This is a genomic window from Sphaerisporangium fuscum (genome assembly GCF_018531465.1).
In the GTDB taxonomy this organism is placed as follows: domain Bacteria; phylum Actinomycetota; class Actinomycetes; order Streptosporangiales; family Streptosporangiaceae; genus Sphaerisporangium; species Sphaerisporangium fuscum.
Map to the genome: position 1 here is coordinate 197,312 of NZ_JAHDTF010000012.1, position 21,052 is coordinate 218,363.

General features: G+C 71.0%; 21 protein-coding genes. 14 read left to right on the forward strand and 7 right to left on the reverse strand.

Annotated elements, in window-relative coordinates; translation table 11 throughout:
• Positions 1–16: 16 nt before the first annotated feature.
• Both KIK05_RS16125 and KIK05_RS16130 read left to right on the forward strand, forming a co-directional pair.
• Positions 17–376: a hypothetical protein gene (locus KIK05_RS16125; protein ID WP_214411516.1), complete on the forward strand. Its 360-nt coding sequence runs from the start codon at positions 17–19 to the stop codon at positions 374–376.
• Between the two features lie 244 nt (positions 377–620).
• Complete coding sequence (locus KIK05_RS16130; RefSeq protein ID WP_214411517.1) at positions 621–1,841, forward strand: hypothetical protein; 1,221 nt, start codon at positions 621–623, stop codon at positions 1,839–1,841.
• A gap of 75 nt (positions 1,842–1,916) precedes the next feature.
• Here the strand turns inward: KIK05_RS16130 and KIK05_RS16135 are convergent, their stop codons facing one another.
• Both KIK05_RS16135 and KIK05_RS16140 read right to left on the reverse strand, forming a co-directional pair.
• Positions 1,917–2,507 (reverse strand): hemerythrin domain-containing protein, encoded by a 591-nt coding sequence (locus KIK05_RS16135; RefSeq protein WP_214411518.1) that lies wholly within the window; start codon positions 2,505–2,507, stop codon positions 1,917–1,919.
• Between the two features lie 90 nt (positions 2,508–2,597).
• Entirely contained in the window at positions 2,598–3,101 is a 504-nt protein-coding gene (locus KIK05_RS16140) for a hypothetical protein (protein WP_214411519.1), read from the reverse strand.
• Positions 3,102–3,258: 157 nt separating this feature from the next.
• On the opposite strand from KIK05_RS16140, the gene KIK05_RS16145 reads away from it, so the two are divergent.
• From KIK05_RS16145 to KIK05_RS16170, 6 genes are all read left to right on the forward strand, one after another.
• Positions 3,259–4,464, forward strand: a complete 1,206-nt coding sequence (locus KIK05_RS16145) for a cysteine--tRNA ligase (RefSeq protein ID WP_214411520.1) — start codon at positions 3,259–3,261, stop codon at positions 4,462–4,464.
• Positions 4,465–4,619: 155 nt separating this feature from the next.
• Positions 4,620–5,063, forward strand: a complete 444-nt coding sequence (locus tag KIK05_RS16150) for a hypothetical protein (RefSeq protein WP_214411521.1) — start codon at positions 4,620–4,622, stop codon at positions 5,061–5,063.
• Positions 5,060–6,286 carry an NRAMP family divalent metal transporter gene (locus KIK05_RS16155; RefSeq protein ID WP_214411522.1) on the forward strand — a complete coding sequence of 409 codons (1,227 nt, stop codon included), beginning with the start codon at positions 5,060–5,062 and terminating at the stop codon, positions 6,284–6,286. The genes KIK05_RS16150 and KIK05_RS16155 overlap by 4 nt, the downstream gene beginning before the upstream one ends.
• The gene (locus KIK05_RS16160) at positions 6,283–7,074 is read left to right on the forward strand and encodes a PRC-barrel domain-containing protein (protein WP_214411523.1); all 792 of its coding nucleotides are present in this window, start codon (positions 6,283–6,285) and stop codon (positions 7,072–7,074) included. Before KIK05_RS16155 ends, KIK05_RS16160 begins: the two co-directional genes overlap by 4 nt.
• 207 nt (positions 7,075–7,281) lie before the next feature.
• Entirely contained in the window at positions 7,282–7,848 is a 567-nt protein-coding gene (locus tag KIK05_RS48870) for a DUF5709 domain-containing protein (RefSeq protein ID WP_214411524.1), read from the forward strand.
• A 22-nt stretch (positions 7,849–7,870) separates the two neighbouring features.
• Positions 7,871–8,401: a hypothetical protein gene (locus tag KIK05_RS16170; protein ID WP_214411525.1), complete on the forward strand. Its 531-nt coding sequence runs from the start codon at positions 7,871–7,873 to the stop codon at positions 8,399–8,401.
• Positions 8,402–8,408: 7 nt separating this feature from the next.
• Here KIK05_RS16170 and KIK05_RS16175 read toward each other — a convergent pair whose 3' ends face one another.
• The 3 genes from KIK05_RS16175 to KIK05_RS16185 all read right to left on the reverse strand — a co-directional run bounded on the left by KIK05_RS16175 (position 8,409) and on the right by KIK05_RS16185 (position 10,987).
• Entirely contained in the window at positions 8,409–9,008 is a 600-nt protein-coding gene (locus KIK05_RS16175) for a hypothetical protein (protein WP_214411526.1), read from the reverse strand.
• Positions 9,009–9,312: 304 nt separating this feature from the next.
• On the reverse strand, positions 9,313–10,317 hold the full coding sequence (locus KIK05_RS16180) for a 1-aminocyclopropane-1-carboxylate deaminase (RefSeq protein WP_214411527.1): 1,005 nt from the start codon (positions 10,315–10,317) through the stop codon (positions 9,313–9,315).
• 10 nt (positions 10,318–10,327) lie between these two features.
• Entirely contained in the window at positions 10,328–10,987 is a 660-nt protein-coding gene (locus KIK05_RS16185) for a GntR family transcriptional regulator (protein WP_214411528.1), read from the reverse strand.
• A 264-nt stretch (positions 10,988–11,251) separates the two neighbouring features.
• Between KIK05_RS16185 and KIK05_RS16190 the strand changes: the two genes are divergently transcribed.
• From KIK05_RS16190 to KIK05_RS16200, 3 genes are all read left to right on the forward strand, one after another.
• Positions 11,252–12,151: a DMT family transporter gene (locus KIK05_RS16190; RefSeq protein WP_214411529.1), complete on the forward strand. Its 900-nt coding sequence runs from the start codon at positions 11,252–11,254 to the stop codon at positions 12,149–12,151.
• Between the two features lie 99 nt (positions 12,152–12,250).
• Positions 12,251–14,455 (forward strand): heavy metal translocating P-type ATPase, encoded by a 2,205-nt coding sequence (locus tag KIK05_RS16195; protein WP_214411530.1) that lies wholly within the window; start codon positions 12,251–12,253, stop codon positions 14,453–14,455.
• Positions 14,456–14,676: 221 nt separating this feature from the next.
• Positions 14,677–15,012: a histone-like nucleoid-structuring protein Lsr2 gene (locus tag KIK05_RS16200; protein WP_214411531.1), complete on the forward strand. Its 336-nt coding sequence runs from the start codon at positions 14,677–14,679 to the stop codon at positions 15,010–15,012.
• A 625-nt stretch (positions 15,013–15,637) separates the two neighbouring features.
• On the opposite strand, the gene KIK05_RS16205 is transcribed toward KIK05_RS16200, so the two are convergent.
• Positions 15,638–16,828 (reverse strand): carboxylate-amine ligase, encoded by a 1,191-nt coding sequence (locus KIK05_RS16205; protein WP_214411532.1) that lies wholly within the window; start codon positions 16,826–16,828, stop codon positions 15,638–15,640.
• 372 nt (positions 16,829–17,200) lie between these two features.
• Between KIK05_RS16205 and KIK05_RS16210 the strand changes: the two genes are divergently transcribed.
• Together KIK05_RS16210 and KIK05_RS16215 are read left to right on the forward strand one after the other, a co-directional pair.
• Entirely contained in the window at positions 17,201–17,386 is a 186-nt protein-coding gene (locus KIK05_RS16210) for a hypothetical protein (protein ID WP_214411533.1), read from the forward strand.
• 112 nt (positions 17,387–17,498) lie between these two features.
• Positions 17,499–18,434 (forward strand): PrsW family intramembrane metalloprotease, encoded by a 936-nt coding sequence (locus tag KIK05_RS16215; protein ID WP_214411534.1) that lies wholly within the window; start codon positions 17,499–17,501, stop codon positions 18,432–18,434.
• On the opposite strand, the gene rfaE2 is transcribed toward KIK05_RS16215, so the two are convergent.
• On the reverse strand, positions 18,426–19,850 hold the full coding sequence (gene rfaE2, locus KIK05_RS16220; RefSeq protein ID WP_214411535.1) for a D-glycero-beta-D-manno-heptose 1-phosphate adenylyltransferase: 1,425 nt from the start codon (positions 19,848–19,850) through the stop codon (positions 18,426–18,428). The two genes, KIK05_RS16215 and rfaE2, sit on opposite strands and share 9 nt — an antisense overlap.
• A 220-nt stretch (positions 19,851–20,070) precedes the next feature.
• Between rfaE2 and KIK05_RS16225 the strand changes: the two genes are divergently transcribed.
• Positions 20,071–21,033 carry a glycosyltransferase family 9 protein gene (locus KIK05_RS16225; protein WP_308249946.1) on the forward strand — a complete coding sequence of 321 codons (963 nt, stop codon included), beginning with the start codon at positions 20,071–20,073 and terminating at the stop codon, positions 21,031–21,033.
• Positions 21,034–21,052 lie beyond the last annotated feature (19 nt).

Consider the following 21,052-nt stretch of genomic DNA (forward strand, 5'->3'; position numbering starts at 1 on the left):
AGCGAGGGAGGCTGTCATGGCGCAGAAGACCACCGCCGCTCCGGCCCGCGCCAAGGCCGGCACGACAGGCCGCCGCGCCTCGGCGGGCAGGGCCGGCGAGAAGAGCGAGAAGAAGGAGACTCCCCGGCCGGAGGCGCCGAAGGAGCACCATCATCGCGTGCGGCACCATCAGCAGGTGGTACACGTCCCGCTGCTCGGAGAGGTGGTCGTGCCGCCTCCGCAGCGCCTGGTGTTCTACGCGGCGCTCGGCGTGCTGACCGCCTTCGAGATCATCGAATGGCCGCTCGCTCTGGTGATCGCGGCCGGTCACTTCCTGGCCGAGCAGCACACCTCGCGCGTCCTGCAGGAGGTCGGCCAGGCGGCCGAGGCGGTCTGACCGCGCCAAGAGTTGACCGGCCGTCCGCGCTTCCTCCTGTCGGCGCGCGCCATTCGAGCAGGCGACTACATAAAAGGCAAAATATCCGGATAATCTCCTCTGATCCGGTACCCCGGAACGGCGAAAATCCTCAGCGGATTCCCTGATTTCCGGCAATCCAGGTGTTTATGGGATTCGGTTGTCACGGTCGAATAACGGGTACATGCACTGAGCCCGCCGAATCACCATAAAAGGAGTCATATCCGTGGCTTTCAATCCTTTGGAGCAGCAGGGAATCCCGCTGGACCAGCAACTGCGCAACTGGCGGGAACTCAACGTCCCTCAACTCGACCCCGACCACTCCGATCCCTACGCACGCTGCCGCGTCATCACCATGAACGGCATCGAGATGGAGGCGGTCTGGTTCAGCCACCAGTTCAGCCGCCACTGCCCCGACCTGGAGGCCCGCCGGCAGCTCGCGGAGGTGCGCTACATCGAGCAGCAGCAGCAGAAGGCCGTCAACTGGCTGCTTCCCGGCCTGGCCTCCGTACTGGAGACCACGATCGCCTACGAGCAGGTGGCGGTCGACCTCACCGCGTGGCTGGCACGGATGGAGCCGGACCCCTACATCAAGCAGGCCCTGGAGTTCGGCGTCCTTGAGGACTTCGACCACCTCTACCGGTACGCCAACCTGTACGAGCTCATCGAGCACCGCAAGGCAGAGAAGATCGTCGACGCGCTCACAGAGGTCATGCCGGGACGGCCCACGCGCCTGCACCACCGGCATCCGATCGACAACGTCCGCGACCACTACGACAAGGAGAAGGCCGCTCCCATCTCCAAGCTGCACACGCTGACGATCACGGCCGCCGAGCAGCAGACCATGAACTTCTACTGCAACGTCGGCCCCCAGTACATGGAGCCGATCGCCCGCCAGCTCTACCAGGAGATCGGGCTCATCGAAGAGGAGCACGTCACCCACTACGAGAGCCTCATGGATCCGGGCGAGACGTGGTGGGAGCAGCTCGTCAACCACGAGTACAACGAGTGCTACATGTACCACTCGTTCATGCAGACCGAGTCCGACCAGCGGCTCAAGGCCATCTGGGAGCTGCACCTGGCGATGGAGCTGGAGCACCTGCGCATCGCCTGCGACCTGATGCGGCGCCACGACGGCCGCGACCCCGCCGAGATGCTGCCGCGCGAGATGCCGGCACCGGTGACGTTCGAGCCGAACAAGGCGTACCTCCGCGAGCTCATCGCCACCCAGCTCGACCTCACGACCCTCGGCACCGGGTACGTGCGCGAGGCGCACGAGCGCTTCCAGCGGTTCCAGGAGCGCATCCACGGTGGCGAGACGCCGCCGAGCGACCAGATCATCGAGGAGACCACGCACAAGTTCGGCCAGGACTACCGCATGGAGACGGAGGGCCCGCACCCCGTCCCCAGCCTGCGGCGTCCCGAGTCCGGGAACAAGCGCCGATAGCGGTCTCCGCACGACTGTGCGCGGCACCCCGGGGTCCGGGGAGCCGCGCACAGTGCTTATGGCCTCGCGCCGCGCTCAGTCCTTCTTCGTCTTGGCCACGGTCTGCCGGATCACGTCGCGGACCCGGTCCATGATCGCGGTGGGGGTGCCCACCAGGATGTTCTTCGTCGCCGACTCGACCCCGGGGTGGGGGTGTGTCGGGGCGAGCGCCTCGGCCGCCTTGACCCCGATCGCCATGGTGCGCCGCTCCGCGTCGCTGGTCTCCCTGACCAGCTTGGAGAACTCGTAGCGCTCCTCGGCCCGCGCGTGCTCCTCGACGGCGAGGCGGAGCTTCTGCAGGTGGGTCGGGAAGGACGGGTCGTCGGTGCCGCGCTGCTCCATCAGTTCGAGCAGTTGCTTGGCCTCGTTCTCCTCCCGCAGCCGCTCGTCGACCACGGCGTCCCCGCCGTCGATCGCGCGCCGTGCGTACGGGTGGACGATCTCCTCCTCCGCCGTCTCATGGATGGCGAGCAACCGGACCAGCCGCTCGAACGACTCCGCCCGCGCTCCTCCCACGGCCCGCTCGACCTCGTCGAACAGATCCCTGATCATGGCGTGCTGGCGGATGAGCAGCCCGATCACATCGCTTTCGTCCAGTAGTTCCGGCATCGTGTGGCTGTCGGCCATGGCCTCCCCTTTCCTCAAGTTCTCGCTGCCCGCGCGCCGATCAGGCGGAACCGAAGGGGGGCCCTGGAACGGGTAAGGCCGGAACGCCGGTCAGGCGGCGACGGTGGGGGTGGTCAGCCCTCCGGCGAGCGCGGGGGACATCTGGTCGAGGGCCGCGGCGATCTCGGGCGTGCGCTCCAGGGTCTCGCGCACCATGAGGTCGGTGATCTTGAGGAAGGCCAGGTGACGGATGGCGTGGGCAGCGACGTTCGCCACCGTGAGGTCGCCCGGGGTGGGGGCGGCGGGGGCGTCGCCCCTGGCCACGCGCAGTTCGTGCAGTTCGGTGGCGGGCAGGTGGGAGGCGGGGTCGGGGCAGACGGCGTAGGTGAGCACGACCTGGCCGTCCGGCTGGTAGCGCCAGCTGGTCGAGTGGACGGTGATGTCGCCGGCCTCCTCGCCGAGGCCGGACGCGCGCCGGGCCGCCTGGTCGGGGCTCTCTCCCTGCCGGGTGGAGGTCACCAGGCGGCGGTACGACCAGGTGCCGGTGGAATCGGCGCGCAAGATCAGAATCTCGATCGAGACGGGCGAGAAGCTCGCGATCTGATCTGTCGACATGCGTTTCCACCCCATGTTCGGTCGGCCGTTGACCTGCCTGGTGACCATGCTATTGCAAACAGTGTGCAGGAGCGCCTCGTGTGCATGGCAACTCTGCTATTGCCCTAACTCCCCGCATGTGCGTCGATGACTCCTGTCACGTGAGGAGGCGGGGACGATGCCGGATCGGCCGGGAGTGCTGGTGCTCATGGGATCGGGGGAGACGAGCCCGACGATGGTGGAGGTCCATCGTTCGGTCGTCCGGCGGCTGGGCCGAGCCCCTGACGCTCTTCTGCTCGACACGCCCTACGCCTTCCAGGAGAACCGCGCCGACATATCGGCGCGGGCCAAGCGGTACTTCGCCGAAAGCGTCGGTCTCGCCGTCGAGGTGGCGCAGGACGACCGCCCGGTGGCCGAGGCCGACTGGGTGTTCTCCGGCCCGGGCAGCCCGACCTACGCCCTCGACCGCTGGACGACCGGCGGCACCGGGGCCGAGCTGCGGGCGAGGATCCACCTGCGGCAGGGCGCCACGGTGCTGGCCTCGGCGGCGGCGTGCACGGCGGGCGCCCTCGTGGTGCCGGTGTACGAGATCTACAAGGTGGGGGCGGAACCGCACTGGCGCGAAGGGCTCAACCTCCTCGGCGCCCTCGGCCTCACCCTCGCGGTGATCCCCCACTACGACAACACCGAGGGCGGCACCCACGACACCCGCTACTGCTACCTGGGCGAGCGGCGCCTGTCGGCCATGGAGCGAGAGTTGCCCGACGACGCCGCGGTGCTCGGCATCGACGAGCACACCGCCGTCGTGATCGACCTCGACGCCGGGACCGCGCAGGCGTGCGGGCGCGGCGGGGTGACGGTACGACGCAGGGGAACGCAGACCGTCCTGCCGTCCGGGACCGTCGTGAGCCTGGGGGAGTTACGCGAGCTCGCCAAGGGCGTCTCGGGCCTGCGTGCCGAACCGTCGGCCGTCCCGGCGAGTTCCCCGGACGCGGCGCCCGGCGTGACGCTGGCGGAGGCGGTCAAAGAGTGCGAGGCGCGCTTCGAGACGGCGGGTGGTGACCCCGCGGCCCTTGTCCGGTCCGTCCTCGACCTGGAAGCCGAGATCACCCGGTGGGCGGCCGACACCGAGGAGGACGAGGGCGGTGTCGAGCAGGCGCGGGCCGTGCTGCGGCACCTGGTCACCCGTCTCGGCGGGATGGCCGACCCGCGCACCCCCGAGGAGCGTTTCGCTCCTCTCGTCGGCCCGCTGGTGGCGCTGCGGGCCCGGCTGCGGTCCGCCGGTGCGTACGACGTCGCCGACGCGGTGCGCGACGCGCTGACGCAGGGGGGCGTCGCCCTCGAGGACACCCCGGACGGCCCGCGCTGGAGCGTCCGCGACTGATCGCCGGAAACAAACCGGTCCACCAGCAGGACTGATGACCGTTTCGTGGGGCAAAGGCCTTCCGTGGTAGATGAGGGATTGGTGTTGCTCCTGGCATGGGCACAGTTGCTCATGCTCGTGGGGCTGCTGAGTTACTTCCTCCTGCGGAAACGGTCATGAGACCCCTGGTGAAGATCGTCCCGTCGGTGGTGCTGGTCGCCTGCGTCGTGTCCGGCTGCGTCAGCCCGGCGTGGGACGACCATGATTACGGGCTGAAGGCCGGCGCGAGCGCGCAGGCGGTGGCGTCGAACGTGGAGATCGTACGGCTGGCCGTCCGCGACCACGCCGAGCTGACCAGCCCGTACCTGAAGAGCCTGCTGACCCAGGCCGTCGAGGACATCGGGAACGTCAACCAGCAGTTCGGCGGGGTGCAGCCCCCGTCCGACGTCTCCGACCGGCTCCGCACGCAGGTCACCGACCTCACCACGGAGGCCGAGGACGAGGTGCAGGACCTTCTCATCCAGGTCAGGAGGAACGGCCTGCGCGACCCGGCGCAGGCCGAGACCAAGCTCGGCAAGCTGGCCGAGAAGCTGCGCGCGATCGAGGAGGCCCACCGGTGAAGAAACTGTTCGCCGTGACGCTGGGCATCCTGACCGCCTTCGGCGGGTTCGTCGACATCGGGGACCTGGTGGCGAACGCCCTGGTGGGCGCCCGCTTCGGGATGTCGCTGGCCTGGGTGGTGGTCGTCGGCGTGATCGGCATCTGCCTGTACGCCGAGATGTCCGGACGGATCGCGGCCGTCTCGCGGCGCCCGGTCTTCGACCTGGTACGCGAGCGGCTCGGTCCCCGCGCCGGGCTGGTCAACCTCGGCGCGTCGTTCCTCATCAACCTGCTGACCATGGCCGCCGAGATCGGGGGCGCCTCGCTCGCGCTCGAACTGGCCACCGGGGTCAACTACCTGCTGTGGGTGCCCGCGGTCGCGTTCGTGGCGTGGCTGGTGATGTGGCGGGTGAAGTTCCAGACGATGGAGCGGGTGTTCGGGCTCGCCGGGCTCGCCCTGGTCGTCTTCGCCGTCGCCTTCTGGAAGCTCGGCCCCGACTGGGGGGAGCTGGCCCACCAGCTCGTCCCCAAGCCGCCGCCCGACGAGGGGACGCCGACCTACTGGTACTACGCCATCGCCCTGCTCGGCGGGGCGATGACCCCGTACGAGGTGTTCTTCTTCTCCTCCGGTGGTGTGGAGGAGCGCTGGACCAGCAAGGACATGGTGACGCAGCGGGCCAACGTGTTCGTCGGCTTCCCGCTCGGCGGGTTCCTGTCATTGATGATCGCCGGGTGCGCGGCCACGGTCTTCCTGCCGGTGCACGCCGAGGTCGAGTCGCTGGACCAGATGATCCTTCCGGTGGGCCTCGGGCTCGGCCGTGTGGGGCTGGTGCTCGTCATCATCGGTGTGTTCGCGGCGACGTTCGGCGCGACGCTGGAGACGGCGCTGTCGTCCGGTTACACCCTGAGCCAGTATTTCGGCTGGCAGTGGGGCAAGTACGTACGGCCCGAGCGGGCGGCGAGGTTCCACGTGGTCGTCCTGGTCGTCTCGATCGTCGCCGCCGCGATCATCCTGACGACGATCGACCCGATCATGGTGACGGAGTACTCACTGGTGTTCTCCGCCGCGGCCCTCCCGCTGACGTACCTGCCGGTGCTCATGATCGCCAACGACCCCGACTACATGGGGGACCACGTGAACGGCAGGTTCACCAACTTCCTGGGCTCGGCCTACATGGTGCTGCTGATCGTGGTGGCCGTGGCGGCGATCCCCCTGATGATCGCGACGAAGGCGGGCCAATGAGCGCCGCGAGAACCCTCCATGCGCAGCTCCACCTGTTCGATCGTCAGGTCGTCCGGGCGGAGGACGGCCGCATGGTGTGCAAGGTGGACGACCTGGAGACCGCGCTCGACGAGCAGGGCCGTCCGTACGTCACGGCGATCCTGGCCGGTCCGCTGGCCCTCGGCCCGAGGATCGGCGGGGTGCTGGGAAGGCTGGTCGTCGCGGTCACCGAGCTCTTCCGGCCGGAGGAGGACCCGGCGCCGCAGCGGATCCCGATGGAGCTGGTCTCCGGGATCGGCAGCGCCGTCGAGGTCGGCGGGGACGTGGGTGACGCGGCGCTGGAGGAGTGGGTCAGGGAGTACGTGATCGCGCCCATCCCCGGCAGCGGGGACACCGGCGGGCGTCGCGCCGCGCGGCGGGCCCATGCCGGGCAGGACAACGGCCGGGCGCGTATGAGCGAGCTGATCGGGCTGCCGGTCATCGACAGCGAGGGCGAGCAGGTCGGCCAGGTGGTCGACGTCCAGCTCACCCAGGACGGTCCCATGCTCGCGCAGGTGCAGCACGCCTTCAGGGTGGCGGGGTTGGTCGTGGGGCCCCGGCACTCCGGGCGTCTGTTCGGCTACGAGCGCGGCCCGGGAGGCGCGGCCCCCGGGCTGGTCAAATCGGTCATCCGCCGCCTGCACCGCGGCAGCCGCTACGTGAGGTGGTCGCAGGTGGAGAGGATGGCCGCCTCGGAGGAGGTCCGGCTGGCGGTGCCGCGGGCGGAGCTCGCGCGCCTGGAGGAGCTCTACGAGCGCGACCCGGGGTGACCGGGCCGGCCGCGCCGCGAGCCTCCTGAGCAGGCATTTTTCGGCCATGCGGCGGTCGGGGTTTCGGGCAATATGCGCGGGTAGGTCCCGATGAGGGCACGACGGGGGTCGCCGGACGCGCTCGCACTCGGGCGTGAAGCCCATTCCCTTCCCGTCACGGCGGCGGGCCCTGTCCGGCACCCCCGATCTCGACAGAAGGGAGCGGCCGTGACCGAGCGTGATCCGTATTCGCGATTCGAAGACGAGGGCATCCCCGACCTGCAGGACGGCACCCCCCAGCAGCAGTGGGCGGAGGACCCGCAGGAAATGCCGCTGCCGGCCGACCACCCGACGGCGGTCGACGACTTCGGCACCACGATCGACGAGGAGATCCAGGGCGAGTCGCTGGAGAGCCGCGTCAGGCGCGAGGTGCCCGAGGAGCAGCCGGTGTTCGGGGACGACGAGGTCACCCGGACGGCGGACGAGTCCGGCGTGACGTCCACCGGCGAGGAGGACGAGTCCGCCTCGGGGATGGAGACCGGCCTCGGAGTCGGCGCCGATCTCGACACCCGGTACCAGCCGGACGACGACGGCGCCGCCGTCCCGGAGTGGGCCACCCATCCGGGCGAATCGGCCGAGCACCTGTGGGAGGAGCCCCGCCCGGCGGGGCGGCTGGTCGAGCCGGACGAAGGCGCCAGGGAGGACACCGAGCCGGACGTGATCGCCAGGGAGGTGGGTCCCGACATGGGCGGCTTCTCCGCGGAGGAGGCGGCCATGCGCGTCGAGCCGGAATGACCCGCGACGACAGGAGTGCGTGATGGACGAGAAGGACGATGTGAAGGGCACGACTTTCGACCCCGAACTGCACAACATGGGCGGCGACGTGGGGCCGGTGTCGATCCGGGGGTCCAATGCCAAGCCCGGTGGCCGGCCCGACGACGACGCCGAACCCAAGAGCGGCTGGGCCACGCCGATGGGGTTCGTCACCGGGCGTGACGACGAGTGGCCGGAGACCGCCGGGTCGGACGAGAAGGCGGTCGGCGCCCGCACCGACGAGATCCCGCACACCGAGACGGCCGGGCCGAGCCCGCGGCCGGTGCCGGAGGAGATGGCCGGGCCACTGGACAATCCGGACGCCGGACGGCGGGCGCGGGGGCCGGTCGAGACCGGCCCGGAGGACGACGCGCCGCTGCCTCCCCGCGAGGTCCCGGCCGACATGGGGCACGTGACGGCCGACCTGGACTGGGAGCCCTCCGACGAGGACGATCCCGACGGCGGCTCCGGGCGTACCGACGCCGACGACGGGGGTTACCTCCCGGGCGAGGCCACGGGCTATCCGTACAGATGAAGGGGCGCTACTCGGCCGGGCCGTGTGGCTTGTCCGGCCGGTGACCCGGCGGCTGCTTGGTCTTGCCGGGCGGGCGCGGCTGGTCGGTGGTCGGCTCGGGGGCCGGCGGGGCCGGGGTCCGCGACGCGGGCGGATCCGGGCGCCGCGTGGGTACGGCCGTGCGGGTGCGCTGCGGGCTCGGCCACGGATCGGGGTCGGGTGTGGCCGTCGGCACGGGCGCCCGATGGGACGTCACGGGTTTCGGCGGCTTGGTGGAGGGAGTCGGCCACCGCCGCGCCTTCGACGGCGCGGGTGTGGCCGCGGGTGGTGAGGGACGCAGTGTTGATCGTGAGGGGCCCGGCGTCGGGGATTCCTCGGGGGGCGTGGGCACCGCCTGCAGTCGGCCGCCGACCGGTCCGGTCGAGATGCCGGGCGAGCTGAACGGCCCGGTCACCAGGATCGCCACCGCGGCCAGCAGCAGCGCGCCGGGAAGGACACCGGCGAGCAGCAGGGCGCGCCTGCGGCGCCGGCTCTCGTCGTCACCGGCGGAGGGCGAGGCCCCGTTCTCCTCCGCTCCGCCTGGCGGAGCGTCGTCCGTCGCGGCCGGGCCGAACGGTATCTCCGGCATGTGGCGTGTTTCGTCGTCCGCGACCGGACGTGGCAGTGGTCCGGCGCCGTCCGTGGGAGATCGGTGCACCACGGTCATCTCCTCCATCCCTGGCCGCCGTCGGGCACCAGGGCGCGATCGGCGGCGTGCCGGCGGCCACCAGGGACGAGGTGCGGCCGGCGCTCCGGACCACACGGACGCCGGCTGGAGAGTGCCTCGAGGTCACGTAGCTTGATCGTAGTGATACATCCCCCTCTGGGGGAGATCGTGCCCGGCTTGTGACAAATGCGAGCATTACGGCAGGCGGCCGCGGTGCCGCAGCAGGTCAGAACAGGCCGCTGTAGGCGTTGAGCGCGGGCTGCCCGCCGAGGTGGGCGTACAGGACGTTGGAGTCCCTGGGGATCCCCCCGTCGCGGACCAGGTCGATGAGCGCCGCCATCGACTTGCCCTCGTACACCGGGTCCAGGATGACGCCTTCGAGGCTGCCGGTCAGGCGGATGGCGTCCAGCGTCGAGGCGACGGGGATCCCGTAGCGCTCCCCGGCCCACCCGGACAGCACGGTGATCTCGTCGTCACGCAGGTCGCGGCCGAGGCCGATCAGCTCGGCGGTCGCGCGGGCGATCTTCTCGACCTGGGCGCGCGTCTCCACCGGGGTGGCGGAGGCGTCGATGCCGAGAACGCGGCGCGGGCGGTCCTGCCCGGCGAAGCCCGCGATCATGCCTGCCTGGGTGCTGCCCGTGACCGAGCAGACGACCACGGTGTCGAAGAAGACGCCGAGTTCGCGCTCCTGCTCCGCCACCTCCCGCGCCCAGCCGGCGAACCCCAGGCCGCCCAGGGGGTGGTCCGAGGCGCCGGCGGGGATGGCGTACGGCGTGCCGCCGGCCTCGCGGACCTCTTCGAGGGCGCGGTTCCAGCTGTCCTTGAAGCCGATGCCGAACCCCGCCCGCACCAGCTCGACCTCGGCGCCCATGACGCGGGAGAGCAGGATGTTGCCCACCTTGTCGTTGACCGCGTCGGGCCAGTCGACCCAGCTCTCCTGGACGAGCCGGGCCTTGAGCCCGAGCCTGGCGGCCACCGCCGCGACCTGGCGCGTGTGGTTCGACTGCACGCCGCCGATGGTGACGAGGGTGTCCGCGCCCTGCCGGAGGGCGTCGGGGACGAGGTATTCCAGCTTGCGGGTCTTGTTGCCGCCGAACGCCAGCCCGCTGTTGCAGTCTTCGCGCTTGGCCCAGATGCGCGCGCCGCCGAGGTGCCGGCTGAGCCGGTCGAGCGGGTGGACCGGGCTCGGGCCGAACAGCAGGGGGTAGCGCTCGAAGTCTTCCAGGGGCATGCCCGGCTCCTCAGGAGGTGGTCGAATCGGGTGGTTCGGCGAGCAGGGTGTCGAGAAGCGGGGCGAGGGTCTCCCAGTTGGCGCGCGAGGCCTGCGCGGCCGCCTCGGCGTCGCCGGCCGCGCAGAGCTCGATGATCTTCTGGTGCTGGGCGACGGACGCGCGCCCGCTGAGCGAGGAGAAGCGCAGCCGTTCGACGCGGCGCAGCACGGGGGTGAACTGGTCGAGCACGGCACGAACCGCCTGGTTCGCGCTCGCCGTCACGGTGACCTCGTGGAAGTCGTCGTCGGCCGCGAGGGCCGCGTCGGCGTCGTCGTGGCGCAGGGCCGCGGCGAACCTCTCGTTGGCCTCCCGCATCGCCTCCAGCTCGGCGGTGGAGAGGTTGGGGACGGCCTGGCGCACCGCCAGCTCGTGCATGGCGGCGGTCACCGACTGGGCGTCGCGGACGGCGCGGACGTCGAGCGGGCTCACGATCGTGTAGCGGCCCGGCTTGGTGCGTACGAGGCCGGCCTGTTCGAGGCGGGCCAGCGCTTCCCGGATGGGGGTGCGGCTGATGCCGAGCCACTCGACCAGGTCGGCGTCGTTGAGGCGCTCGCCGGGGAGAAGGGTGCCTTTCACGATCGCGTCGCGGAGGGCACGGTAGGCGTCCTCGCGCAGGAGGGTCCTGCTCACGAGGCCACGACTCTCGGGGACCGGCATGCGATATATTGCACACGGCATTCCGCGCCCTGTCAACGAGCGCCTGGTTGGTACGGTGGAGAACGAAAGTTCTCTCTCCTGGTGGAGGCGAGGCCCCGTGACCGGTGCGGACGATGTGAGAGCCAAAGTCCTCGACGCGGCCGAGCCGCTGTTCTACGGACGTCGTCCGCCCTCCCCGCACCTTCTTCGCGTCACGCTTCGATCGGTGACGAACGGTCCCGGTCGTAGGCTCGCCGCATGGCAGTCGAAACAGAGGTCCCGAAACGGACGAGCCCCGGCCGCGCCGCCCTGATGGCCGCGGCGGTCACCGTGGTGCTGTGGGCATCGGCCTTCGTGGCCATCCGCAGCGCCGGACACCATTACTCCCCGGGCCCGCTGGCGCTCGGCCGGTTGCTGGCGGGTTCGCTCACCTTGGGGATCATCCTGCTCCTGCGGCGCGAGGGCCTGCCGCCGCGCGCCGCGTGGCCGGGTATCGCGGTGTCCGGAGTGCTCTGGTTCGGCGTCTACATGGTGGCCCTCAACTGGGGCGAGCAGGCGGTCGACGCCGGCACGGCGGCCATGGTCATCAACGTGGGCCCGATCCTGATGGCGCTGCTCGGGGGCTGGGTGCTCAAGGAGGGTTTCCCGCGCAGGCTCCTGCTCGGAATGGCGGTGTCGTTCGCCGGGGCCGCGGTGGTCGGGGTGTCGATGTCCGGCGGGGGACGGTCGTCGGTCCTCGGCGTGGCACTGTGCCTGATCGCGGCGGCCTCGTGGGCCGCCTCCGCCATCTGGCAGAAGTCCGCCCTGCGTCACGCCTCAGCCCTGCAGGTCACGACCTACGGGTGCATGGTCGGCGCCCTCGCCTGCCTGCCGTTCGCGGGTCAGCTGGTGTCGCAGGCGGCCATGGCTCCCTTGTCGGCCACACTGAACGTCGTCTACCTGGGCATCTTTCCGACCGCCCTGGCGTTCACGACATGGGCCTACGCCCTGGCCCGCACGACCGCTGGGGCGATGGGCGCGACGACGTACGTCGTCCCGGCGCTGGTCGTGCTGATGGCGTGGGCCCTGCTCGGCGAGGTGCCGGGCCCGCTGGCCTTCGTCGGTGGCCTGCTCTGCCTGGCGGGCGTCGCGATCTCCCGGCTCAGACGCCGCAGGTGAGCGGGGTCACGCGGCGGTCGGCAATACGCCAGGCGGGTATGGGGTTGTCCTGAAGAGCGGACGGCTCGGCGTACGCCGCGACGCGAGACAGGAGAGATGATGTCCTCCATCACCGATGAGCAGTCGGTCGAGTTGTCGATCGGCGGTATGACCTGCGCTTCGTGTGCCAACCGGATCGAGCGCAAGCTGAACAAGCTCGACGGGGTGCGCGCGTCGGTGAACTACGCGACCGAGAAGGCCAAGGTCGATTTTCCCGAGGGGCTCGATCCGCAGGTTCTGGTGGCCGAGGTGGAGAAGGCCGGGTACACCGCCGCCCTGCCGGCGCCGGTGGAGGAGGCCGAGGAGCCGGACGACCTGGCCCCGCTGCGGATCCGGCTGATCACCGCGATCGTGCTGGCGGTGCCCGTGGTGGCGATGGCGATGATCCCGGCGTTGCAGTTCACCGGCTGGCAGTGGTGGTCGCTGGTGCTGGCCGTTCCGGTGGTGGTGTACGCGGGCTGGCCGTTCCACAGGGCCGCCTGGACGAACCTGCGGCACGGCGCGGCGACGATGGACACCTTGGTCTCACTGGGGACGATCGCCGCGTTGGGCTGGTCGGTGTGGGCGTTGTTCTTCGGCACCGCCGGAGTGCCGGGCATGACGCACCCGTTCGAGTTCACCATCGAGCGCACGGACGGATCGGGCGACATCTATCTGGAGGCCGCCGCGGGGGTGACGGCGTTCATCCTGGCGGGACGGTATTTCGAGGCGCGGTCCAAGCGGCGGGCGGGGGCGGCGTTGCGGGCGCTTCTGGAGCTGGGCGCCAAGGACGTGGCGGTGCTGCGGGGTGGCGGTGAGGTCCGGATCCCGACTGATCGGCTCCGGGTCGGGGACCGGTTCGTGGTGAGGCCAGGGGAGAAGGTCGCCACGGACGGTGTGGTCGAGGAGGGCGCCTCGGCGGTCGACGCCTCGATGCTGACCGGTGAGTCGGTGCCCGTCGAGGTGCGGCCGGGGGACGGGGTGACCGGCGCGACGGTGAACGCCGGGGGTCGCCTGGTCGTCCGTGCCACCCGGGTGGGCTCCGACACGCAGCTCGCGCAGATGGCGAGGCTGGTGGAGGAGGCGCAGTCCGGTAAGGCGCAGGTGCAGCGGCTGGCGGACCGGATCTCGGGGATCTTCGTCCCGATCGTGATCGCCCTGGCCATCGGGACGCTGGGGTTCTGGCTCGGTACCGGGCAAGGGGTGGCGGCGGCGTTCACGGCCGCTGTGGCGGTGTTGATCATCGCGTGCCCGTGTGCTCTGGGGTTGGCGACGCCGACCGCGTTGCTGGTGGGTACGGGCCGGGGCGCCCAGCTGGGGATCTTGATCAAGGGGCCGGAGGTGCTGGAGTCGACCCGTAAGATCGACACGGTGGTCCTGGACAAGACCGGTACGGTCACCGAAGGCAGGATGACGCTGGTCGGCGTGCACGTGGCCGAGGGTGAGGACCGTGACCAGGTGCTGCGTCTGGCCGGCGCCCTGGAACACGCCTCCGAACACCCCATCGCCCAAGCGATCGCCCGCGCCGCCGCTTCGGCCGCCACCGTGGAGGACTTCACCAACGTGGAAGGTCTCGGTGTCCAGGGAATCGTGGACGGGCACGCGGTGCTGGTCGGACGGCCCCGGCTGCTGGCCGAGTGGTCCCAGCATCTTCCGCCGGAGCTGGAGGAGGCGGTGCGGGAGGAGCAGGCGGCGGGCCGGACGGCGGTCGCGGTGGGCTGGGACGGCGAGGCCCGTGCGGTGCTGGTGGTGGCCGATGTGGTCAAGCCGACCAGCAGGGAGGCCATCACACAGCTTCGCGCCCTGGGTTTGACTCCGGTGTTGCTGACCGGGGACAACGAGGCGGTGGCCAGGACCGTCGCCGGTGAGGTGGGCATCGATGAGGTGATCGCCGAGGTGTTGCCCGCTGACAAGGTCGAGGTGGTCAAGAGGCTTCAGGGTGAGGGTCGTGCGGTCGCGATGGTGGGGGACGGGGTGAACGACGCCGCCGCACTCGCTCAGGCGGATCTGGGGCTGGCGATGGGGACGGGTACCGATGCGGCCATCCAGGCCTCGGATCTGACTCTTGTGCGTGGTGATCTGCGGGTGGCGGCGGATGCGATCCGGTTGTCGCGCCGTACGCTGGGCACGATCAAGGGGAATCTGTTCTGGGCGTTCGCCTACAACGTTGCCGCTTTGCCGCTGGCCGCCGCTGGGTTGCTGAACCCGATGATCGCTGGGGCCGCGATGGCGTTCTCGTCGGTCTTCGTCGTCAGCAACAGCCTCAGACTCCGCCGCTTCCGCTGACGGACGGCCAGGAGAGCCGTCTCGGGCGGAAAACGGGGCGTCGCTATCACCGAGGTGGCAATGCGGTGCTCGCCATGGCGACCGGCAATGTGTAGACAAGCAATGCGTCGGGTTCGTGGCAAGACCGGTAATCGTGCTTTCCGGTTTCCCAGCGAAAAGTCAGCGACACCGGATATCTTCATTCACGGCTAACGTCGCACTTGCTGTGAAAGGAACAACTCATGGCCACGCAGATTCAGAAGCTCGTCATCGACGACCTTGACGGGAGCGAAGCGAAAGAGACCGTGATGTTCGCCATCGACGGTACAGAGTACGAGATCGACCTGAGCGACGACAACGCGAAGAGCCTTCGCGCGGCGCTGACCCCTTACATCGCCTGTGCGCGCCGTTCCCCCGCCGCCGCGGGCCGGGGTCGCAAGCGTGCCGGGGCCCCTCAGCGGCCGTCGCGCGACAGGAGCTCGGAGATCCGGGCGTGGGCCAAGGCTCAGGGGCTCGAGGTCAGCGAGCGCGGCCGCATCGCCTCCCACATCGTGGCGCGGTACGAAGCGGCGCACTGACCCGCGAAGTCTCCTTCAGCCCGGTAACGACGCACGTCCCTTCCGGCAACCGGCCAGTGGGGGCCCGAGACGCACGGACCGTCGTCCTGACGGTGTAAACGTTTTCGCAGTATCCGAGGTCTTCATGTGCGCAGCGGTGGCCGAGTGAGGCCCTGCTCGTCCCGGCGCCCGCATTCCGCCCGAGTTCGCGGCGCCGAGCAATGATGCCCGGCGGCCGGCACACCTTCGCTCCCGGCGGCCGTATCCACCAGCGGTGCCCGGCCAGGTTTATGGCGTATCTCGCGGCGCCGAGCGCTATGACGCAATGACGTGAAGGGCCCGGCCTCTCGTAGGCCGGGCCCTTGGTCGGTCTTCCCCCGCTTTGCCGGGAAACGGGGCAGGCCCCCGCTGACGAGCCCCGCGCGAAGCGGATTGCGCCGGGAGACGAGCGGTCGTCCGAGACGCTTTCCCGGTGCGGCGCTAAGGCGGCGCCTCGGGCCGATGGCCGGTTTTCCGGGCAGAGATGGTTTTCGTTTTCCGCGGGTAACCGCGTGCCCCTTGCCCGTGCCGGCGGATTTCCCGCCCGCGTCCGGCGTGCGCGGGTGTACCCCACCAGCGGGCCGGTTCCGCTCGATGGAGACCGCCCTCAGACGGCGGACGGTTCTGCGGCGGTGCCGTGTGGTTCGAGAAAGCCGGGGACGGCCGTGGTCTGCGCGACGAGCAGGCCGACGACGTCGGCGAGGCGGCCGCGGCGGCGGTAGGCGGCACGCTGGCGGGCCGCGCCCGAGCCGTGCCGTCGCAGGGTGCGCAGGGCGGAGGTCACCAGCGGGAGATCGCCGCTGATCTCCAGGTGGGCACGAAGGTGCCGCAGGAACCGGTCGAGCAGTTGCCAGCTCGGCAGCAGGCGGCCGGACAGGATGTCGAAGGTGTGGCCCTCCATGCCGTCACGCGCCGCCCGCCAGCAGGCCGCCGACAGCGACGTCTGGTCGACCTGTGGCGGCGGGACGCCCTGCCGCACGTCGGCGAGGGCGAGGGAGGACAGGGCGCGGAGCAGCGCGGCCAGCATCGTGGCCTCCGCGACGGTCGCGCAGCTGTCGGCCGGACGGAACTCCAGCGTCGGCAGGTGGTGCGAGGGCCGGATCATCCAGTAGACCATCCCCCGGTCCAGGATGGCCCCCATCGAGTGGAGGTGGTCGACGAGGTCGTCGTAGTGCCGTGCCGAGGCGAACAAGGGCGGCGGCCCGGCGCTGGGCCAGCGTGCCCACTGGATGGCGCGCCAGCTGCCGTACCCGGTGTCGGCGCCGTACGCGATCGGCGAGTTGACGGTCAGCGCCTGCAGCAGCGGCAGCCAGGCACGGGTGTGGTTGCTGACCTGGATCGCCTCCTCGCGGTCGGCGATCCCCAGATGCACGTGGCAGCCGCACACTCCTTGGCCGAGCAGCAGGGCCCGATAGTGGTGTGACATCTGCCAGTAGCGAGGCGAGGAGCTCAGGGGAGGGATGCCGGCGTTGCCGGCCGGGCAGGTCCCGCAGGCGAGCAGGGCGGCCCCGGCGCGGTTCGCGGCAGCCGAGGCGGCGGCGCGCAGCTCCACCAGCTCGCGGGCGAGAGATCGCAGGTCGCTGTGGATGGAGGTGTTGGTCTCCACCTGGAAGCGCGTCAGTTCCGGCACCACCTGGCCGGTCATCGGCATGCCGAGATCCCGGATGACCTCTTCCGCCACCGGGGCCGGCTGTCCGGTCGCCGGATCGACGAGGACGAACTCCTCCTCGATTCCCACGGTCAGGCCGGGGAAAGGCGCGCTCCTCGGCGCGACAGAAGACCCCGTCCTCGACTTCATCGCACTACGCCAATCGATCACGTGGTGGGCCGGGCATCGGTTCGCACCGCGTGCGCGCCGAGGGGGCCACATGCCTGCCGGCTCACGGCCGACGAGGTGCCGGGTCGCCTCCCTCGTCGGGTCAGGTGACCGGCGGACTATAAATCATCGGTTCAACGCTAGGCCTTACAGGACCGGTCGAAGACCGCAGACGGGTAAACCCTGGGTGCCGTTGTCATTACGGGTCCACCCGCGGCCGGAGGAACACGGCTCACGGTCCTTGAGCGGTCAACTGTTCGCCCCGCCATGGCAAACGGCGGCGTACCGGCTCCTTCGGGCGGGTATCAATCAACGTTCCGATCGCCATGCCCTCGATGAGCACGAGGAGGAGCCGTGAGCGCGACGTCCGAGGAAAAGGGCACCCCGACCGAGCGTGGACCGGGGGAGGAAGCCGCCACCTCGAAGGAGAAGGGGCGTGCGGAGACCGCTCCGCGGGGGAGGGCCGGGTACGACAGCTCCACGGTGGACGACACGATGCGGGAGCACCTGAAGGAACTCAATCCGGACGACTTCGAGTGATCGCCGCCGGAGACCCTCGCGACCCGGCCCGCAACCGTCCCCTCCCGCCGATCGCGGAACCCTGGGAGGGGTAGGGCCGACGGAGGTCGCTCCCTGACAGCGAGGAGGGCCGATGACGACGTCCACCACCCCCCTGAGGTCGTCCGCGCGGCGTCCCTGGCTGAGGATCTTCCTCACCGGGCTGACGCTGTGGGTGCTGACCGTGGTGATCACCTTCCTCACGGGGAATCCGAACCTCATCCCCACCCTGGTGCTGCTGGGCAGTTTCCTGGTGCCGGTGACGTTCGTGGTGTGGGCCTTCGAGCGCCGTGACACCGGCGAGCTGACGCCGACGCTGGTGTTCAGCACGTTCCTCACCGGCGGCGTCCTCGGGGTGCTCGGCGCCTCGGTCCTGGAGACGTACCTTCTGAGCCCCTCGCCGTGGCTGTTCCTGGGGGTCGGCCTGATCGAGGAGGCGGTCAAGCTCGCCGCCCTGGCCGTCCTCACCCGCCATCTGGTCCACAAGACCGTCCGTGACGGCATGATCCTGGGCGCGGCCGTCGGTTTCGGGTTCGCCGCCTTCGAGTCCGCCGGGTACGCCTTCACCGCGCTCTTCACCGTCAAGGGGCTGTCCCTGATGCAGCTGGTGGAGACCGAGGTCCTGCGGGGGCTGCTCGCCCCGGTCGGTCACGGGCTGTGGACGGCGATCCTGGGCGGCGTGCTGTTCAGCGCGAGCACCCGCGACCACTTCATGATCACCGGTCGTCTCGTGCTGACCTACCTCGGCGTCTCGGCGCTGCACGCCCTGTGGGATTCCATGCACTCCATCGCCCTGGTCGTCACCCTGCTGCTCACCAGCAGCCCCACGCAGCGCGCGCTTCTCTCGCACGGGTGGCTGCCCCGGCCGACCGAGGCCCAGCTGGAGTCGTTCACCGCGCTGTACTGGGGCGGCCTCGCCCTGGTCTCGGTGGTCGGTGTGGGCTGGCTGGTCGGCCTGTGGCGTTCGAGCCGCCGTGTCTCCCGCACCCCGCCCGCCTGGCGGATCGCCACGGGCGCCCGCCTAGGCTGAGTCCGCCGGGAGGGACGTCACCCGTCTGATGATCGCCGTGGTCGACCGGTCGGACAGGTATCCGAGCACCTTCACCTCCCCGCCGAGGGCGCGTACCAGGGGCGCCTCCGGCAGCATGTCGGGGGTGTAGTCGCCGCCCTTGACGTAGATCTCCGGTCTGATCATGCGGAGCAGACGCTCGGGCGTGTCCTCCTCGAACGAGGTCACGTAGTCGACGTGGTTCAGCGCGGCCAGTACCGACATCCGGTCCTCGCACGGGTTGACCGGCCGCCCGGGGCCCTTCAGCCGGGCCACGCTGGCGTCGCTGTTCACGGCCACCACCAGGACGTCCCCGAGCCTGCGCGCCTGCTCCAGGTACGACACGTGACCCCGGTGCAGCAGGTCGAAGCAGCCGTTGGTGAACACGATCCGCTCGCCGCGCCGCCGCCGCTCGTCCACCAGCTGCGCCAGTCGCTGCGGCGGCTGCACCACGCCGTCGTCCCTGCGCATCGCGCGCAGGAGCTCGTTGCGGGTGCAGACGGAGGTGCCGGGACGGCGTACCACGACCGCCGCGGCGGCCTGCCCCGCCTCGGCCGCCTCCTCCGGCGAGGCGCCGCCCGCGAGCCACAGCGCGAAGGCGGCGGTGAAGGTGTCGCCCGCGCCGGTGGCCATGTGCTGGGGGGCGGGCTCGGCATAGGTGCGGTACGGCGGGTGGCCCCGGCGGTGCAGCAGGGTGCCCTCCCCGTCGAGCGTGGTGACGACCAGGCGGGCGCGGGTGGCGGCGAGGAGCCGCTCGGAGCGCGACATCAGGAAGTCCACCCGGTCGACCCCCTCGCCCTCGTCGTCCAGCAGCCGCACCACCTCGTCATAGTTGGGCAACACGGCGGTCGGCGCGCAGTCGCGCCAGGCGGCGACCGAGTGGGCGTCCACCACCAGCAGCGGCGCCCGCGCCAGGGCGCGGCGGACCCGCGGGGTGAACACGCCGGAGGCGTAGTCGCTGGCCACGACCACGCCGGCCCCGGCGACGGCGGGGGCGAGCCTGCCGATCAGTTCCTCCTCGACGGCGGGCGGGATGGGCTCCAGGTCCTCCTCGTCGTAGCGGGCGGTGAGCTGCCCGCCGGTGATCAGCCGCCGCTTGTGGGTGGTGCGCCGGCCGGGCACGGTGAGCAGCTCGGTTTCGACGCCGTACAACTGGAGGAGGTGGGTGAGCAGGTCGGCGCACTCGTCGTCCCCGACGACGCCGAGGAGCCGGACGCGGGCGCCGAGCGCCACGAGGTTCGCGGCGGTGTTGGCGGCCCCGCCGGGCGCGTCGTCGGTGCCTTCGAGGCTGATCACCGGTACGGGCGCCTCCGCCGCGATGCGTTTGGCCGATCCGTGCAGCCACGAATCGAGCATCACGTCCCCGACGACCACGGCGCTGACGGTCTTCTCGTTCATAGGAAGGAATCCCTCGACGCGTAGACGGCAACGGTCGACGGCGACCTGTCGTGAGGCCGATCGCCGTCCGCGAGGGGAGTTCGTGCGCTGGACGACCGGGCGGCCGCCAGGAGGAGCCCGGGGCCCTTCTTCACCAGGAGCCATACCTGAAGGAGCGCTCCTCAAAACCCGGTGGCGCGGCGACCGCGACCTGGGCGGTTTTTCCGGGTACGACTCGGCCGTGCCCGCTGTCCGCACCCGCCCGTGCCTGCTGGTGCTTCGCGCCCTGAACCTCGGCGACCTGCTCGTCGCGGTGCCGGCGCTGCGTGCGCTGCGGCGGCGTCATCCGGGGCACCGCCTCATGCTCGCGGTCTCACCCGCGCTCGCCCCCGTGGCGACGCTCACCGGGGCGGTCGACGAGATCGTCCCGCACACCGGGCTGCGCCCGCCGCCGGTGCGGGCCCCCGACGTGGCGGTCGACCTGCACGGAGTCCTGCCCGGCAGCGTACGGGCCCTGCTGGCGACGCGGCCGGGGCGTCTGGTCGCCTTCGCCTGCCCGGAGGCCGGGCACACCGCCGGCCCGCCCGTCCTCGCGGTGGAGCACGAGGTGACCCGGTGGTGCCGGCTGGTCAGGTCCGACGGCGCCGTGGCGCGCGAGGACGACCTGCTGTTGCCGCCGCCGCCCGTGCCCAGCCCACGACCGGGGGCGAGCGTCGTCCATCCCGGCGCCGCTTACGGCAGCAAGCGCTGGCCGCCGGAGCGGTTCGCCGCCGTGGCGCGTGCCCTGGCCGCCGAGGGCCATGACGTGGTCGTCACGGGCGGGTCCGCCGAACGTGAACTCGCCGCCTGGGTCGCCGGGGCCGCCGGTCTGCCGGTCGCCGCGAATCTCGCCGGCCTCACCGACCTGGAGGCGCTGCTGGCGCTGGTGTGCGAGGCCTCGCTGGTGGTCAGCGGTGACACGGGGGTGGCGCACGTCGCCAGCGCGTACGAGCGGCCGTCCGTGGTGCTCTTCGGGCCGGCGTCGCCGCGCCTGTGGGGACCGCCGCGCAAGCCGCTGCACGCCGCCCTGTGGCACGGAGACGGCGAACGGCATGTGCTGACGCACGTGCCGGATCCGGCGTTGCTGGAGATCACGGTGGACGAGGTGCTGGAGGCGGCCGCGCGGGTGCTGGCGAGCCCCCGGGAGACGTCACCCCGGCTCTGAGGGGAGGCCTTGCATCCCT

Excerpts from the sequence above, each read along its gene's own strand:
- KIK05_RS16160 (WP_214411523.1), top strand. The coding sequence starts at position 6,283 with ATGAGCGCCGCGAGAACCCTCCATGCGCAGCTCCACCTGTTCGATCGT.
- rfaE2 (WP_214411535.1), bottom strand. The coding sequence starts at position 19,850 with ATGAACGAGAAGACCGTCAGCGCCGTGGTCGTCGGGGACGTGATGCTC.
- KIK05_RS16150 (WP_214411521.1), top strand. The coding sequence starts at position 4,620 with ATGAGACCCCTGGTGAAGATCGTCCCGTCGGTGGTGCTGGTCGCCTGC.
- KIK05_RS16125 (WP_214411516.1), top strand. The coding sequence starts at position 17 with ATGGCGCAGAAGACCACCGCCGCTCCGGCCCGCGCCAAGGCCGGCACG.
- KIK05_RS16200 (WP_214411531.1), top strand. The coding sequence starts at position 14,677 with ATGGCCACGCAGATTCAGAAGCTCGTCATCGACGACCTTGACGGGAGC.
- KIK05_RS16175 (WP_214411526.1), bottom strand. The coding sequence starts at position 9,008 with ATGCCGGAGATACCGTTCGGCCCGGCCGCGACGGACGACGCTCCGCCA.
- KIK05_RS16145 (WP_214411520.1), top strand. The coding sequence starts at position 3,259 with ATGCCGGATCGGCCGGGAGTGCTGGTGCTCATGGGATCGGGGGAGACG.
- KIK05_RS16215 (WP_214411534.1), top strand. The coding sequence starts at position 17,499 with ATGACGACGTCCACCACCCCCCTGAGGTCGTCCGCGCGGCGTCCCTGG.
- KIK05_RS16140 (WP_214411519.1), bottom strand. The coding sequence starts at position 3,101 with ATGTCGACAGATCAGATCGCGAGCTTCTCGCCCGTCTCGATCGAGATT.
- KIK05_RS16195 (WP_214411530.1), top strand. The coding sequence starts at position 12,251 with ATGTCCTCCATCACCGATGAGCAGTCGGTCGAGTTGTCGATCGGCGGT.
- KIK05_RS16190 (WP_214411529.1), top strand. The coding sequence starts at position 11,252 with ATGGCAGTCGAAACAGAGGTCCCGAAACGGACGAGCCCCGGCCGCGCC.
- KIK05_RS16180 (WP_214411527.1), bottom strand. The coding sequence starts at position 10,317 with ATGCCCCTGGAAGACTTCGAGCGCTACCCCCTGCTGTTCGGCCCGAGC.
- KIK05_RS16205 (WP_214411532.1), bottom strand. The coding sequence starts at position 16,828 with ATGAAGTCGAGGACGGGGTCTTCTGTCGCGCCGAGGAGCGCGCCTTTC.
- KIK05_RS16135 (WP_214411518.1), bottom strand. The coding sequence starts at position 2,507 with ATGGCCGACAGCCACACGATGCCGGAACTACTGGACGAAAGCGATGTG.
- KIK05_RS16170 (WP_214411525.1), top strand. The coding sequence starts at position 7,871 with ATGGACGAGAAGGACGATGTGAAGGGCACGACTTTCGACCCCGAACTG.